This is a genomic window from Janibacter sp. YB324 (genome assembly GCF_014217915.1).
Classification (GTDB): Bacteria; Actinomycetota; Actinomycetes; order Actinomycetales; family Dermatophilaceae; genus Janibacter; species Janibacter indicus.
Genome location: NZ_CP060120.1, coordinates 238453 through 254144, shown reverse-complemented (window position 1 = coordinate 254144; position 15692 = coordinate 238453). Strand labels below are relative to the sequence as shown.

The window sequence follows — 15692 nt, the reverse complement described above, 5'->3', positions numbered from 1 at the left end:
GCCGTGCTGGTGCTGCTAGGGGATGTCGTCGACGGAGATCTCGCTCGAGTTCTTCGCCGTGAGGTCCTCGGCAGCGAGGGCCCGGTAGAGCATCGGGGTGAGCGTGCGGATGTAGGTCGCCGTCACGTGGCTGCCCTGGCGGTAGACGAGCGAGTCGCCGATGACCGGCGGGCAGGTCTCGCCCGGCGGGCAGATCCACTGGTTGAGGTCGACGAAGGGGGTGTCCGTCGACTCGGCGGCGGCCTCCAGCGGCTTGGAGCCGCGGCCCTTGCGGCCATTGCCCTCCGCGGGGAAGTCGCACGCCGAGTAGTCCTCGGGGTTGTCCTCCACGCAGGTGTAGACCTGCCCCTGCGGGCGGGGACTGTCGGCGAGGACGACGACCTCGGTGCCCTTGGCACGCAGCTCCTTGATCGCCTCGGTCATGCCGGCGCGCAGCTCGGGCGAGCTGCCCGCGCCCTGGGAGACCAGAGCGATGTCGGGAGCGCCCTCGGCGTCGAAGTGCGCGTTGGCGTTCTTGCCGAACTCCTCGCAGTCGTCCTTGGCGCCGTCAAAGGTGAAGGCGCAGGCCGACTTGAGGTAGAGCTCGAGGCGCCACCCCTCGTCCTTGGCGATGGCCTCGACCGCGGGGAACCACTGCCCCATCTTGGAGTCACCGAGCATGGCGATCGTCTGGTCGCCGTCGGTCTCGCCGTAGACGCAGGTCGTGTCGACCTCGGTGTCGCCGGGCTGGACCTGGCAGTCGTCGTCGTAGTAGCGCGGGACGTCCTCGGGGGCGACGGCCGGGTCCGGGGTGGTCTTGCCCGATGTCGCCACGACGTCGCCGAGGTCCTCGCGCACCGTCCACGCGTCGCTGTCGGGGTCGGCCACGAGCGCGGTGGCGCCCCGGACCTGGGCGTCCTCGTCGAGCTTGGGCACGGTCGCCCAGACCGCACCGCCGACGAGGGCGGTGACGAGCATGGACGCGCCGCCGAAGAGCAGACCGCGGGAGGCCTTGGCGCTCAGCCCGGGGTGGAAGCGCACCGGGTCCTCGACGAGGTGCTTGGTCATCCAGGCCAGGACGATCGAGAGCAGGCCGATGAGCACGAGGTGGCGGATGCGCACCTCTGGCCAGGTCTGCTTGGCGATGGTGATGAGCGGCCAGTGCCACAGGTAGATCGCATAGGAGATGCCGCCGATCCACACCATGGGCTTCAGGCTCAGCAGACGCGCGGTGACCGTGCTCTGCGAGGCGCAGCCGGCGGCGATGATCAGGGCCGCACCGACGGTCGGGGCGAGCGCCCACGAGCCGGGCCACGGCGTCTTGCCGGTGAGGAAGAAGGCCGACCACAGCACGAGCAGCAGGCCCACGCCGGCGAGGACCTCGGCGGCGATGCGCGGCAGCGCGGTGAGCCGCAGCACGAGGAAGGCGAGGAGTGCACCGATCGCCAGCTCCCACACGCGGGTCGTCGTGTAGAAGTAGGCCGTCGCCGGGTCGCTCTTGGTGTGCACGACCGAGTAGGCGAGCGAGGCCGCGGCGATGACCGCGAGCACGCCGAAGAGCAGCGGCTTGGGCCGCAGCCGGGTGCGCCGGGCGACGAAGAGCCCGAGGATGATGATCAGCGGCCAGACGACGTAGAACTGCTCCTCGACCGACAGCGACCAGTAGTGCTGCAGGGCCGAGGGGGCGGCGTCCTCCGCCAGGTAGTCGACCGACCTGATGGCCAGCGCCCAGTTGATGACGTAGAAGGTCGCGGCGATGACGTCGGTGCCGAGGTTGAGCCGGTCTGGCCCGGGCAGCAGCGCCCACCCGAGGACTGCGGTCACGATGAGCACGAGCGAGGCCGCGGGCAGCAGACGCCGGGCCCGCCGGGCGTAGAAGTCGGCGATCGAGATGCCGCCGGTCTTGACGCTCTCGCGCAGCAGCAGCGAGGTGATGAGGAAGCCGGAGATGACGAAGAAGATGTCGACGCCGACGAAGCCACCGGGCATGAAGGGGATGCCGACGTGGTAGATCAGGACGGTGCCGACGGCGACCGCCCGCAGACCCTCGATGTCACCCCGGAGGTTCTTCTTCCCCTTCGCCCCGTGGTGCGCCTCCGCCGCGGCCTCCTTGGCCTCGGCCGTGGCCGTGGTGTCCCCTGGTCCTGCGGTCACGCCTCGCCTCGTCGGCCTGCGGACACGGACGCCGCGAGCACCTTGGCGATGCGCTCACCCGCGTGGCCGTCCCACAGCGGCGGGGTGTCCCACTCGCTGAGGGGACCGACCGCGAGGACCTCGCGGACCCGCTCGGCGAGGACCTCGCGGGTGACGAGCTGGTTGGTGCCGTGCGTGATGGTCACGGGACGCTCGGTGTTGGGGCGCAGCGTGAGGCAGGGGACGCCGAGGATCGTCGTCTCCTCCTGGACGCCACCGGAGTCGGTGACGACCGCGGCGGCTCCGCGGACGAGGCCCATGAACTCGATGTAGCCGAGCGGGTCGATGACGCGCATGCCCGGGTGGTCGAGGAAGCCGGCCTCCTCGAGGCGGGCACGACCGCGCGGGTGCAGCGGGATGACGACCTGCGCCTGGTCGGCGACGGCGTGCATCGCGGCGACGAGCGCCTTGACGTCCTGCGGGTCGTCGACATTGCCCGGGCGGTGCAGCGTGGCGACGATGTAGTCGCCCTCGATGCCGACCTCCTGACGCACGGCGTCGGCGTCGAAGCGGGGCTTGTTCTTGAGCAGCGTGTCGATCATCGGGTTGCCGACGAAGTGGATCTTGTCGGGATCGGTGCCCTCGTTGCCCAGGTGGCCGATCGCGTCGGTGCTCGTCGTGAGGAGCAGGTCCGAGAGCTTGTCGGTAACGAGGCGGTTGATCTCCTCGGGCATCGTCATGTCGAAGGAGCGCAGGCCGGCCTCGACGTGGGCGAAGGTGATGCCGAGCTTGCTCGCCACGAGGGCAGCGGCCACGGTGGAGTTGACGTCGCCGTAGACGACGACGAGGTCGGGGCGGCGCTCGGTGAAGAGCTCCTCGAGGGCGATCATCACCTTGGCCGTCTGGGCGCCGTGCGCGCCCGAACCGACACCGAGATTGACGTCGGGCTTGGGGATGCCCAGTTGGCGGAAGAAGACGTCCGACATCTTGTCGTCGTAGTGCTGGCCGGTGTGCACGAGCAGCTGCTCGACGTCGTATCCGGCCAGGGCCTCGAGGACCGGGGCGGCCTTGGGGAAGTTGGGACGCGCACCGGTGACGTGCACAACAAGGGGAGCCATGTCAGCCCTTCGCTCTCGGGTGGGACGTACAGCCAGTCAGTGTGTCACGGGCGCCCGGGGCCCTCTGCCGCCACACGCCGGACCGCTCAGGTGCCGAAGTCGGGGTGGCGCAGCAGCCCGAGCCACTGCTCGCGGGCATTGGCGAGGAAGTGCCCGGCGTCGGCCGACCACGTGTGGCCGTCGCCGGCGTGCCGCACGTAGACATAGCCGATGTCGTGCGGGCGGTAGATCATCGCGCCGGCGGCGGTCGCCGCCCGCATGAGCGCGCTGTCGACGGCGCGGGGGACGTCGGCCCAGCCACCGAGGTCGCGCAGCTCGTCGGCGCCGACGAGGATCGTGCCGCCGGCCACCCGGTGGACCGCCGACTCGGGGGTCCCGATGACCCGGCGCACGGTCGTGTCGAGGGACTCGACGTGCACGACGGTGCTGCTCTTGCCGACGATCGGCGCCCCCGACACGTGGCGGGCGATCGCCAGGTCGAGCAGGTGGTCGGGGCCGTAGTGGTCGTCGTCGTCCATCTTGGTGAGCAGCTGCCCGTCGGCGGCGTCGGCCGCGAGCTGCAGGGCGTGGCCGAGGCTGCGGTCGCCCGGTGCGGCGACGACCGTGACCCCGATGTCGCCGAGGTCGGGCACGGGCAGCGCATCGGGGTCTCCACCGTGGACGGCGACGACGACCTCGTGCGGGGGCAGGGTCTGCGCCCGGATCATCGCCGTGATCGCGCCGAGCAGCTGCGGGCGGCGGGTCGCGAGCAGGACGGAGATCGTCGGGGTCAGCGCGTGGTGCACGAGCGGCGCGAGGACCTGACGTCGCTGCCGCACCGCGGCGACGTCGAAGGCGAGGTCGCCGGGCCGCCCGTGGGCCGTGCCCGGCACGACCGCGTGCACCCGACGGGCCACGACGGCGGGCAGGTCGCCGACGACGAAGGTGCCGCGGGCGACGGCGCGCGTGACGAAGTCGGCGAGCGCCGCGGTCGTCCCGGCGTCGGGCGCCGGCCCCGAGGGCTCGGCTTCGACGGACAGGGCGTGGACGTGGTCGAGCCGGGAGAGCCCGTCGACGAGTCCGCCGGCCTGCGCCCACGCACCGCGAAGGGGGCGACGCCACGGGCTGGTGAGGGACCAGCCGTCGCCGGTCAGGTCGAGGTGGGCGCGCCGGTCGCTGTCGGGGCCGGGAACCCGGCCGACGGGGGTGTCCCCGGCCGCCGGTGTCGTCGCGCGCGTGGTCATGGACCCCACGCTAGCCGTCACTATCCTGCTGGCATGCCCACTCACGCCGCGCCGTCCACCGTCGTCGTCGACGGTGACGCCCCCGACGCCGTCGACCGGCTCGAGGAGGCGATCGCCTCGGCCGAGACCGTCCTCGTCCACCGGGCGGGCACGACCCTCGTCGACGGGGCCCTCGAGCGGCTCGTGCGGGTGCTGCACCGACCGCACCGCCGCTTGGTCCGGGTGCACAGCGACGCCGGGCCCTGCTACCTCGCGCGGACCGAGCTGCTCGTGGCCGCGATGCGGCACGGCGTCGAGGTCGACGAGCTCGTCGCCGACGCCCCGGGTCTCGACCGCCGCCTCGCCGAAGCCTCCGGCGCCGTGCACCTCGACGGCCCGACGCCGCTGCACGACCCGGCCGCCGGCCGGTGGCGGGTGTGGGTCGACGGTGCCGTCGTGGGCGTCGGCGCCTCGCCCGATGCCCGCGAGGCCGCGCGGCGCCACAGCACGCCGACCGTGCTCCTCGGGCTGGCGCGCCGCCGCGCCGGGCGGCTGCGCCGCGAGACCGTGCGCCTGCGTCAGCGGCCGGGGCGGTAGATCCAGCCCGCGATCTCGGTCCGCACCCGCCGGTACTCCGGCGAGGCGCCCTCGACGAGGTGCTCGACGGGCTCGTCGCCGACCCGCTGCGGCGGCAGGTCCTCGGTGACGTGCAGGGGGCGGGCCCCCCTTCGCGTCGCCGGCGCACTCCCGGCGACGAGGTCGACGCGGGTGCGCGGGTCGGGCAGGGCGCGGCGCCAGGCGGGCGGCCCCCACGGGGCACCGGCGGCCAGGCCCTGCGGCGCCGGGGCGCCCTGTGCGAGGTCGACGAGCAGGCGCGCGGTCTCGGCGCCACCGGTGGTGTCCGGCAGCTCGCGGCAGGCCGCGCGCAGCCGGTCGGCCACGTCGGGGTCGACCAGCTGCGTCACGGCCGAGCGCATGCCGTCGGCGTCACCCGGGTCGACGCTCAGGCAGGCACCCGCGGCCGCGAGCGTCGCGGCCCGGCCGGGCTGGTCGTCGGTGCCGAGCGACTGGCCGGGCACGAGCACCGTCGGCACGCCGGTCCCGAGGAGCTCGTGCACCGAGTTGTAGCCGGCGGCGCTCACCGCGCCGTCGAAGGCGGCGAGCGAGCGTGCCAGCGGGTAGGTGTCGGTGAGGAGGTGCACGTCCTCGCCGTCGCGGCCGATGCCGTGGCGGGCCAGGGCCGGGCTGGTCACCGCGACCTGCCAGTCGGGAGCCTGCCGCCGCAGCACGTCGAGCGCCACCCGCACCGGTGAGGCGACGTCCTCGAGCGCCCCGGTGCCCGGCGTGAGCAGCAGCGCCGGCCGGTCGGGGTCGAGCCCGAGCGCCTGCCGCGCCGCCCGCCGGTCGTGGCGGCGGATCGCGCTCGCGATGGAGATCGGGGCGACCCGCGTGGCATCGGCGCGGCTCGCCGTGGGACCGCGGTCCCCGGCCGCCGCGAAGTCACCGGGCTCGACGACGAGGTCGAAGGCGCCGGCGTGGGCCAGCCACTGCTCCCCCACCCCCGGCCGCCACATGCCGCGCCGCATCCAGACGAAGGGGGTCCCCTCCAGTCGTCGCCGCGCGGCCAGCAGACCGGCGTAGGGCACGACCCCGTCGAAGAGCACGAGGCGGGCACCGGTCTCGGCGACGAGCGCCCGGAGGCGGTCGGCGAAGTACGGCTCCCAGTTGTAGGCGGGGTGCAGCTCCCGCAGCCGCCGGGCCGCTCCCCCCTTCGGCAGCCATCCGCTCTTGCGGCTGGGGCAGTACTCCGTGCGCACCCCCGCCAGCTCGGGCAGGGCGCCGGACGCCACGGCCGAGCGGACCGTCGGCAGCGCGCCGGAGAGGGACATCAGGACGGGGTCGATGTCGTCGGGGGCGCTCAGGGCGACGGTGAGCTGTCGGGTGAGGTGGCCCATGCCGACGCCGTTGCTCGTCGCCAGCAGGACAGGGAGGCGGTCCGACATGCCGCCCACTGTATGGCGGTGATGGTCAGCGCCCCGACAGGATCGGCCGGTATGATCGCGCCAGCCACCGGGGACCCGGTTGCACCCCGGGACCCCGGGGAGCACGACTACGAGAAGGATGCACAGTGGCGGACGTCGCGATCATCGGCCAGGGATATGTCGGTCTTCCCCTGGCCCAGGAGGCCTCCAAGGTCGGGGTCAAGGTCCTCGGCTTCGACATCAACCAGGGTGTCGTCGACGCACTCAACTCCGGTGTCTCGCACATCGACGACCTGTCCGACGACGACATCCGCGCGATGCTCGACGCCGGCTTCGAGGCGACGACGGACCCCTCCCGCCTCGACGAGGTCAAGACCATCGTCATCTGCGTCCCGACCCCGCTGTCCGAGGACGGCGGCCCGGACCTCGGCCCGATCAACTCGGCCGTGGGGACGATCGCCGAGCACCTGCAGCCCGGCCAGACGATCATCCTCGAGTCCACGACCTACCCGGGCACGACCGACGAGGTCGTCCGTCCGGCCCTCGAGGCCGGCGGCCTCGAGGCGGGCAAGGACTTCTTCCTCGCCTTCTCGCCCGAGCGCATCGACCCGGGCAACGAGCAGTTCGGCGCCAAGAACACCCCCAAGGTCGTCGGCGGCCACACCCCCGCGTGCGGTGACGCCGCGGCGGCCTTCTACGGCCAGTTCGTCGACACCGTCGTGCGGGCCAAGGGCACGCGCGAAGCAGAGACGGCCAAGCTCCTCGAAAACACCTACCGCCACATCAACATCGCCCTGGTCAACGAGATGGCGCGCTTCTGCCACGACCTCGACATCGACCTGTGGGACGTCATCGCGGCGGCCAAGACCAAGCCCTTCGGCTTCCAGGCCTTCTACCCCGGCCCGGGCGTCGGCGGTCACTGCATCCCGATCGACCCCAACTACCTGTCGTACAACGTGCGCGCCAAGCTGGGCTACCCCTTCCGCTTCGTCGAGCTGGCCCAGGAGATCAACGCGACGATGCCGGCCTACGTCGTGCAGCGGGCCCAGAACATCCTCAACGAGGACAGCAAGTCGCTGCGCGGCTCGACCGTCCTCTTGCTCGGCGTGACCTACAAGCCCGACATCGCCGACCAGCGCGAGTCGCCGGCGGTCCCGCTGGCCCAGCAGCTCATCGCGAAGGGGGCCACCGTCCAGTACTTCGACGCCAAGGTCGCCGACTGGCGCGCCGTGCCCGAGGCGGAGCGGGTCGACGACCTCGACGCCGCCGTGGCCGCTGCGGACCTCACCGTCCTGGTGCAGAACCACAAGTCCTTCGACGTCGAGGCCCTCGCGTCCACGGCCCAGCGCTTCTTCGACACCCGCGGCGTGGCCGAGGACAGCGACAAGGTCGAGCGCCTGTGACGGAGGCCCCCTCGCGGGCCCCCCTCCCACCGGCTCTCTCCACCGAGGAGGCCGCGGAGCTCGCGGCCAGGCACGGGCTGCGGACGCTCAGCGAGCGTCCGCCGCTCGGCCGCTACCTCGCCGACATCTGGCAGCGACGCTCCTTCGTCTGGACGCTCGCCTCCGCCGAGTCCTACGCCAAGAACGAGGACAACCGCCTCGGGCAGGTGTGGGCGGTGCTCAACCCTCTGGTGCTCATCGCCAGCTACTACGCGATCTTCGGCCTGCTGCTGCGCACCGATCGGGGCATCGACAACTTCGTCGGCTTCCTCGCCATCGGCGTGGTGATGTTCACCTTCACCTCGTCGGTCATCACCCGCGGCGCCAAGGCGATCACCGGCAACCTGTCGATCGTGCGGGCGCTGCACTTCCCGCGCGCGATCCTGCCGATCTCGATCATGGTGACCGAGCTGCTCGCCTCGATCCCGGCCTTCCTGCTGCTCGGCGCGCTCATGCTGCTCACCGGCGAGACCCCCGACTGGGAGTGGCTGCTCTTCCCCGTCGCGATCCTCCTGCAGGGCCTGGCCCTGCTCGGCTGCGCCTTCATCGGGGCGCGCCTGGTCAACGCCTCCCGTGACCTGGGCAACCTCATCCCGGTCATCGTCCGGCTGCTGCGCTACGCGTCCGGGGTCTTCTTCCCGGTGATCCACTACGCCGAGAACCTGCCCGCGACGATCGCCACCGGCGTCGTCTACCAGCCCTTCGCGCTCATGCTCAACCTCGGCCGCCAGGCCCTGCTCACCGGCCCGGGCAACGACGTCGTCCTGCGCGACTGGCTGATGATGGGCGGCTGGGCGCTCGGCCTGTCCGCGATCGGGCTGGTGCTCTTCTGGTGGGACGAGGCGAGGTACGGCCGTGGCTGAGCACACCCCCGACGTGACGATCGGCGACCCGACGGTCATCGTGAGCCACCTCGACGTCAAGTACGCCGTCTACGGCGGCGGCCGCAAGGGCAGCCCCTCGGCCCAGGGCGAGTCCCGCTCCCTCAAGAACGCCCTCGGGCGCCGCGAGCCGCGCGTGCGCGAGGTCCACGCGGTCAAGGACGTCAGCTTCGTCGCCCGGCACGGCGAGTCGATCGGCATCATCGGCCGCAACGGCTCCGGCAAGTCGACCCTGCTGCGCGCCGTCGCCGGGCTCATCCCCCCTTCGGCCGGACGGCTGTGGGTCTCCGGCGAGCCCTCGCTCCTCGGCGTCAACGCCGTGCTCATGAGCAAGCTCAGCGGCGAGCGCAACATCTACGTCGGTGCCCAGGCCCTCGGCCTCACCAAGGAGCAGATCCGCGAGCGCTTCGACGACATCGTCGAGTTCTCCGGCATCGGCGACGCGGTCTACCTGCCGATGAACACCTACTCCTCCGGCATGGGCGCCCGGCTGCGCTTCGCCATCAGCACGGCCGCCGCACCCGACGTGCTGATGATCGACGAGGCCCTCGCGACCGGTGACGCCGACTTCCGCGCCAAGAGCGCCGAGCGGATCACCCGCATCCGCGAGCAGGCCGGCACGGTCTTCCTCGTCTCGCACTCCAACGGCAACATCCGTCAGATCTGCGACCGCGTGCTGTGGATGGACCACGGCCGGCTCATCGCCGACGGGCCGACCGAGGAGGTCCTGCCCCTCTACGAGGCCACCCTGCCCAAGCGGTCGAAGAAGAAGGCAGCGCCGCTCGCCGAGCCCGAGGTCCCCGGCACCCGGCGCTTCGGTGGCGAGTCCCGCGTCGACGTGGCGACCTCGCTCAGCCGGCACACCTGGGAGCCCGGCGTCGAGGGCGCCTTCGTCGTCAGCGTCCACAAGGTCGCGACGGCTCGCGTCGTCGCGCCGATCGCCGCCCGGCTCGGCTGGCCGCTGCTGTGGGTGCGCCCCGGCTCGGTGCCCTCGGCCACCCGTGACGAGCTGCGGCGGCTCGAGCCGCAGCGGGTCGTGGTCGTCGGCGGCGACGAGCTGGTCAACCCCAGCACCCGCGAGCGCCTCGAGGACCTCTCCGACGCCCCGGTCGAGTCGATCGGCGACGAGGACCCCGGCGTCACCTCGGCCGCGCTGCTGCGCGCCTTCCCCCCGCAGGACCGCTCGGTCGTGCACGTCACGCTCCCGCACAGCGGTGGTCGGGCACCGGCCATCTCGCAGATGGCCGCGCAGACCGGGCGCGCCGTCGTCGTCTGCGAGGAGACCCACGTCCCCGACGAGCTCGTCGACGCGCTGACCGAGCTCGCTCCCGGCCGGCTCATGCTCGACGGCAACGAGGAGGACTGGTCGCTCGACATCGTCCAGCGGCTGCAGTCGGCCACAGGCGCCGAGATCACCTTCGGCCCCACGGGCGGCCCGATGGCCCTCGCGGCCGACCTGAGCGCCGACGCCCCGGAGGGCGGCCGGGTGCTCGTCTCGGCCCACACGACCGGCGTCGAGACCCTCTCCGCGATCGTCGCCTCGGCCCACTCCGACAGCCCGCTGCTGCTCCTGCGCAGCGACCGGGTCCCAGCGGCGGTGGGGCGCGCCATCGAGCGGCTGGCACCCCGCGAGATCGGTCTCGTCGGCACGACCGAGGGCCTCTCCCCCGCCCTGCGGGCCGAGCTCGGCGCCCTCGTGCCCTCGTCGACCTCCGAGGCCTGACTCCCACGCCGGGTCGATGTACGACGGTGCGCTGGGACGCACCCGCCGACATCGAGCCGCGGCGCAGGCTCCGCGTCAGAGGCGCGGGGAGCGGGCGGCGGCGACCTCGGTGAGGGCCGCGACGAAGGCGGGCCCTCCCTTCGCCCAGTCGTAGCGCTCGCGCACGAGATCGCGACCGCGCTCCCCCATCGCCGCGGCCTCGTCGGGGGTACGCCACAGCCGCACGGCCGCGTCAGCCGCCGCCTGCGGGTCGTCGAAGGGCACGACGACCCCGCCGCGGCACTCCTCCACCAGGTCACGGGCCAGGGGCAGCGGGGTGGTGATGGCGGGGACGCCGTGGGCGAGGTACTCGACGACCTTGGTCGGCATCGAGCCGCGGTAGTTGGGCAGGTCGCGCAGGAGGGCGAGCCCGGCGAGGGCACCGTCGACCATCGCCATCGCCCGGTCGGCGGGCTGGAACCCGTGCCACACGAGGACTCCCTCTGCGGCCCCGGCCGCCATCGCCGATCGCGAGGCCTCGTCGCGGGCCGGACCGACGACGTCGAGCGTGATGGCGCCGTCGGAGGCGGCGTGAGCCAGCCGCGCGACCTCCACCATGGTCTCGCTGCCGCGGGCGAGCGTGAGGTTGCCGACGTGCACCAGCCGGGCCCCGCCTGCCGGGGGCACGTGCGGGGGCACGACGACCGCATTGGGGACGACCGCGTGATCGCGGCGGAACCGCCCGGCGTAGGCGTGCTCCGCGAGCAGCAGGGGGTGCCGACGCTCGACGACCCGCTCGGCCCCGCGCCAGGCGGCGGCCACCGGGCGCCGCAGCGCCGCCGGGAGCCAGTCCTTGACGACGAGCGCGCCGGCCGGGTCCTCGTGGACGTCCCAGACGAGGTGCCGCACCCCCAGGCCCGCCAGCGCGGGTACGAGCTCGGGGTCGTGGACGAGGACGACGTCGTGGTCGGGGGCCAGCTGCCGCACGCTGGCGCGGGCGGCCCGGGCGGCGCCCAGCCGATCACGTCCGGCGGCCCGGGGCAGGTCGAGGCACGTCAGCCCGTCGGCGGCCTCGGGGACGGGCAGGTCGTGGGCGGCGAAGGGGGCGAGATAGGTCACCTGCCACCCCGCCGCGAGCAGCGCGGAGATCTCGCGGTGCCGGATCCGGGAGTCCTCCGGGTGGTGCACCACGGTGACGACGAGGGCGCGAAGGGAGGCCCCCAGCGGCGTCGTGCCCACATCAGCTCCCGTCGTCGTGCGTCCGGGGGCGATCCTACGGTCTCCCGGGCCGGACCGATGGGACGGAACAGCCGCGGACCCTGTACCGTTGGCCCCACGAGAAAGCACACAGATCCGGGTCCGCTCTGGTAGTTCTGCCGTCCCCTCGGGGCGGCGGGAGGATCAGCGCCGACCCGCACGAGCGCAATGAGGGGGTCACGCCATGGGGCGCGGCCGAGCAAAGGCGAAGCAGACCAAGGTTGCCCGCGAGCTGAAGTACTACTCGCCGGACACCGACCTGCGAGCGCTGGAGGCGGAACTTCACGGTCAGCCGAATCAGCAGACGACGCGCGGTTCACGCGACGACGTCGACGAGGCGGACGACGACGACTACGACGCCTGGACCTCGCGCGAGCGCTGATCGCGCGACGAGCCACCTCTCGTCAGATCAATCCCTGACGCCGCGCTTCTGCGGCCGCCGCCTCGCGGCGCCGCACCCCGAGTCGGCCATAGGTGTGCGACAGGTGTGACTTCACGCTCGACGGACTGAGGTAGAGCCGCTCGGCGATCTCCTGGTTGCCCAGCCCCGCGGCGACGAGCCGCAGGACCTCGACCTCGCGGCCGGTCAGGGGCGGGACCTCCCTCCGCACCCGCTGCACGAGGGGTCCGGTCGTCGGCTGGTCGATCTCGGCGACGTCACCTCGAGCAGCAGCCCGGATCGCGGCGCCGATCTGCACCGGGGTGCTCGATGCCGCGAGGCAGCCATGGGCTCCCGCGGTGATGACCTCGTCCGTCAGGTCCACGTCGTCGGTGAGCACCACCCAGGCGGGCCCTCGGGCCACGCGCATCGCGCGCACGACGTCGATCGGGCCGTGTCCCCGGTCGAGGCCCCCGTGCAGGAGGACGACGTCGACCCCGGGTGTCGAGATGACCTCACCGACGGTCGCGGCCGGCGGGCACGGCTCGAGGTCGGGCTCCGCCGCGAGCACGGCCACGAGAGCCTCCCGGCGCCACTCGTCGGCATCGGCGACGAGCACCCGCACCGCGGGTGTCAGGCGTGCTCCCCGACGACCTGCACGGCGCCACCGTGCACACCCTTGGCGCCCTGGACGACCTCGACCCCGGCGACCGGGTCGGTCGTGGCGGCGTCGGCGACCTCGCCGAGGACCCAGGCGTCGATGCCCGCCGCCCGCGACCGGGCGATGGCGGCGTCGACGCCGGCCTGCGGCAGCGCGGCGACGAGGCCGATGCCCATGTTGAGGGTGCGCTCGAGGTCTGCGCGGGGCACCGCGCCGAGCTCACCGACGAGGGAGAAGATCGGCGGCGGGGTCCACGACGCCCGGTCGACACGGGCGATCGTGCCCTGCGGCAGCACGCGGGCGAGGTTGGCGGCCAGCCCACCGCCGGTGACGTGGCTCAGGGCGTGCACGTCGATGCCGTCGGCCCGCACGAGGTCGAGCAGGGCTCGCGAGTAGATGCGGGTGGGCTCGAGCAGCTCGTCACCGAGGGTGCGACCGAGCTCGTCGACGTGCCGGTCGAGCTCCCACCCGGCGGCGGCGATGACCCGGCGCACGAGGGAATAGCCGTTGGAGTGCAGACCGGAGGAGGCGAGGGCGACGACGACGTCACCGGCGGCGACGCGGTCGGGCCCGAGGACCTCGTCGTGCTCGACGACGCCGGTCGCGGCGCCGGCGACGTCGTACTCGTCGGGGTCGAGCAGGCCCGGGTGCTCGGCGGTCTCGCCGCCGACCAGCGCGACACCGGCGAGCTCGCACCCCTTCGCGATGCCTCCGACGATCGCGGCGATGCGCTCGGGCACGACCTTGCCGGTCGCGATGTAGTCGGTCATGAAGAGCGGCTCCGCGCCGCACACGACGATGTCGTCGACGACCATGCCGACGAGGTCCTGACCGATGGTGTCGTGGCGGTCCATCGCCTGGGCGATGGCGACCTTGGTCCCCACGCCGTCGGTGGAGGTGGCGAGGACCGGGCGACGCATGCCCTGCAGGGCGCTGGCGTCGAACATGCCGGCGAAGCCCCCGAGCCCGCCGAGCACCTCGGGGCGGGTGGCCCGGCGGATCGACTCCTTCATCAGGTCGACGGCCTTGTCGCCGGCCTCGACGTCGACGCCGGCATCGGCGTAGGTGATCGGGGTCTGCTGCGTGGTCTCTGGGGTCGTCACGGGCGTCGCACGGCTTCCTGGGTCGGGGTGAACTCGAGCTCGAGCAGGGACTTGCCGAGGCGGTCCTCGCTCGGCAGCTCCATCGGGTAGGTGCCGGAGAAGCACGCGGTGCACAGCTCGTCGCGCGGCTGGTCGGTCGCGGCGATCATGCCGTCCTCGCTGATGTAGCCGAGCGAGTCGGCCCCGAGCGAGGTGCAGATCTCGTCGACGCCGAGCCCGGTGGCGATGAGCTCGGCGCGGGTGGCGAAGTCGATGCCGAAGAAGCAGGGCCACTTGATCGGCGGCGACGAGATGCGCACGTGGACCTCGGCGGCCCCGGCCTCGCGCAGCATCCGCACCACGGCGCGCTGGGTGTTGCCGCGGACGATCGAGTCGTCGACGATGACCAGCCGCTTTCCCTTGATGACGTGGTGCAGGGGGTTGAGCTTGAGCCGGATGCCGAGCAGTCGGATCGTCTGGCTCGGCTGGATGAAGGTGCGCCCGACGTAGGCGTTCTTGACCAGGCCCTGCCCGAAGGGGATGCCCGACTCCTGGGCGTAGCCGATGGCGGCCGGGGTCCCGGACTCGGGGGTCGCGATGACCAGGTCGGCCTCGACCGGGTGCTCGCGGGCCAGCGCGCGGCCCATCTCGACGCGCGCCTCGTGCACCGTGCGGCCGTGGATCGTCGTGTCGGGGCGGGCGAGGTAGACGTACTCGAAGACGCACCCCTTGCGCCGCGCGGGAGCGAAGCGCTGCGTGCGCAGGCCGTCCTCGTCGATGGTGACGAGCTCGCCGGGCTCGACCTCGCGGACGAAGGAGGCGCCGACGATGTCGAGGGCAGCGGTCTCGGAGGCGACGACCCAGCCGCGCTCGAGCCGACCGATGACGAGCGGGCGCAGGCCCTGCGGGTCACGGGCGGCGTAGAGGGTGTCCTCGTTCATGAAGACGAAGCAGAAGGCGCCCTGCAGCTTGGGCAGCAGCTCCATGGCCGCCGACTCGAGGGACTGGTCCTGCTCGTCGGCGAGCAGGGCGGTGACCAGCGCGGTGTCGGTCGTGTTGCCGCGGCGCAGCTCTCCCTTCGACACCCCCCGCCAGGTGCCGTCGACCTCGGGGGTCGCGGCGCGGTCCTCCACCATCTCGAGGAGCTCGGCGGAGTTGATGAGGTTGCCGTTGTGCGCGAGCGCGACCGTGCCGGCGTCGTGGCCACCGAGGGTGGGCTGCGCGTTTTCCCACGTGGACCCGCCGGTCGTCGAGTAGCGGCAGTGGCCGACGGCGATGTGCCCGCGCAGTGTCGACAGGCTGCGCTCGTCGAAGACCTGGGAGACCAGCCCCATGTCCTTGTAGACGAGGATCTGCTGGCCGTTGCTCGTGGCGATGCCCGCGGACTCCTGGCCGCGGTGCTGCAGGGCGTAGAGGCCGTAGTAGGTCAGCTTGGCGACATCCTCGCCCGGCGCCCAGACACCGAAGACACCGCAGGCGTCCTGGGGTCCCTTTTCACCGGGGAGCAGGTCGTGGGACAGGGTTCCGTCTCCGCGTGGCACGAGGACCAGTCTCCCACAGGGCCGACCCGCGGTGATCCCCTGCTCACCCGTCGTACCTCCGCGAGGGCCTGCCGGGCGAAGGGAGTTACTTGCGATAGGTGAAGAGGGCGGCGACGACCGCGCCGAGGAGTCCTCCGACGCACAGACCCAGGACGCTCATGTAGCCGAGGGTCGCGCTGGGGTCGTAGGTGATGTCGAAGCCCTCGTTGCGGTTGGGGCCGAAGTACGAGATCAGCCCGAAGACGATGAAGCCGATGATCGCCCCCGTCACGATGAAGGGGATCGGCTTGGGGTTGCTCCGGGGACGCTGCGCACTCACCCCACCATCGTAGG

Annotated in this window: 14 protein-coding genes; 5 read left to right on the top strand and 9 right to left on the bottom strand. The window is 72.8% G+C overall.

The features are described 5' to 3' along the window. Window positions 1-15: 15 nt before the first annotated feature. From H7A72_RS01265 to H7A72_RS01255, 3 genes are all read right to left on the bottom strand, one after another. A complete protein-coding gene (locus tag H7A72_RS01265; RefSeq protein WP_185221383.1) occupies window positions 16-2133 on the bottom strand; it encodes an acyltransferase family protein in 2118 nt (705 codons plus the stop codon). Beyond that, on the bottom strand, window positions 2130-3230 hold the full coding sequence (wecB, locus tag H7A72_RS01260) for a non-hydrolyzing UDP-N-acetylglucosamine 2-epimerase (RefSeq protein ID WP_185221382.1): 1101 nt from the start codon (window positions 3228-3230) through the stop codon (window positions 2130-2132). Before wecB ends, H7A72_RS01265 begins: the two co-directional genes overlap by 4 nt. A gap of 86 nt (window positions 3231-3316) precedes the next feature. Further along, entirely contained in the window at window positions 3317-4453 is a 1137-nt protein-coding gene (locus H7A72_RS01255) for a hypothetical protein (RefSeq protein WP_185221381.1), read from the bottom strand. Between the two features lie 33 nt (window positions 4454-4486). Here H7A72_RS01255 and H7A72_RS01250 point away from each other — a divergent pair, with 33 nt between their 5' ends. Next, window positions 4487-5029, top strand: a complete 543-nt coding sequence (locus H7A72_RS01250; RefSeq protein WP_185221380.1) for a hypothetical protein — start codon at window positions 4487-4489, stop codon at window positions 5027-5029. Here the strand turns inward: H7A72_RS01250 and H7A72_RS01245 are convergent. Then, window positions 5011-6435, bottom strand: coding sequence for a hypothetical protein (locus H7A72_RS01245; RefSeq protein WP_185221379.1), 1425 nt, complete (start codon window positions 6433-6435; stop codon window positions 5011-5013). The genes H7A72_RS01250 and H7A72_RS01245 overlap by 19 nt on opposite strands. A 125-nt stretch (window positions 6436-6560) precedes the next feature. Here H7A72_RS01245 and H7A72_RS01240 point away from each other — a divergent pair, with 125 nt between their 5' ends. From H7A72_RS01240 to H7A72_RS17035, 3 genes are read left to right on the top strand one after another with little or no spacing between them, the layout of a single operon-like run. Further along, window positions 6561-7817: a nucleotide sugar dehydrogenase gene (locus tag H7A72_RS01240; protein WP_072623495.1), complete on the top strand. Its 1257-nt coding sequence runs from the start codon at window positions 6561-6563 to the stop codon at window positions 7815-7817. Next, window positions 7814-8719, top strand: coding sequence for an ABC transporter permease (locus H7A72_RS01235; RefSeq protein ID WP_072623494.1), 906 nt, complete (start codon window positions 7814-7816; stop codon window positions 8717-8719). The genes H7A72_RS01240 and H7A72_RS01235 overlap by 4 nt, the downstream gene beginning before the upstream one ends. Beyond that, entirely contained in the window at window positions 8712-10460 is a 1749-nt protein-coding gene (locus tag H7A72_RS17035; protein ID WP_370543548.1) for an ATP-binding cassette domain-containing protein, read from the top strand. Before H7A72_RS01235 ends, H7A72_RS17035 begins: the two co-directional genes overlap by 8 nt. A 75-nt stretch (window positions 10461-10535) precedes the next feature. On the opposite strand, the gene H7A72_RS01225 is transcribed toward H7A72_RS17035, so the two are convergent. Continuing rightward, window positions 10536-11678 carry a glycosyltransferase gene (locus H7A72_RS01225; RefSeq protein WP_223277724.1) on the bottom strand — a complete coding sequence of 381 codons (1143 nt, stop codon included), beginning with the start codon at window positions 11676-11678 and terminating at the stop codon, window positions 10536-10538. Window positions 11679-11880: 202 nt separating this feature from the next. On the opposite strand from H7A72_RS01225, the gene H7A72_RS01220 reads away from it, so the two are divergent. Next, window positions 11881-12078, top strand: a complete 198-nt coding sequence (locus H7A72_RS01220) for a DUF3073 domain-containing protein (protein ID WP_185221378.1) — start codon at window positions 11881-11883, stop codon at window positions 12076-12078. 22 nt (window positions 12079-12100) lie between these two features. Here the strand turns inward: H7A72_RS01220 and H7A72_RS01215 are convergent, their stop codons facing one another. From H7A72_RS01215 to H7A72_RS01200, 4 genes are all read right to left on the bottom strand, one after another. Then, window positions 12101-12700, bottom strand: coding sequence for a response regulator transcription factor (locus H7A72_RS01215; protein ID WP_185221377.1), 600 nt, complete (start codon window positions 12698-12700; stop codon window positions 12101-12103). 8 nt (window positions 12701-12708) lie between these two features. Beyond that, entirely contained in the window at window positions 12709-13839 is a 1131-nt protein-coding gene (gene purM / locus H7A72_RS01210; RefSeq protein ID WP_185221376.1) for a phosphoribosylformylglycinamidine cyclo-ligase, read from the bottom strand. Then, entirely contained in the window at window positions 13836-15359 is a 1524-nt protein-coding gene (purF, locus tag H7A72_RS01205; RefSeq protein WP_185221375.1) for an amidophosphoribosyltransferase, read from the bottom strand. Before purF ends, purM begins: the two co-directional genes overlap by 4 nt. Window positions 15360-15444: 85 nt before the next feature. Then, on the bottom strand, window positions 15445-15678 hold the full coding sequence (locus tag H7A72_RS01200) for a hypothetical protein (RefSeq protein ID WP_072623489.1): 234 nt from the start codon (window positions 15676-15678) through the stop codon (window positions 15445-15447). Between the last annotated feature and the right edge of the window lie 14 nt (window positions 15679-15692).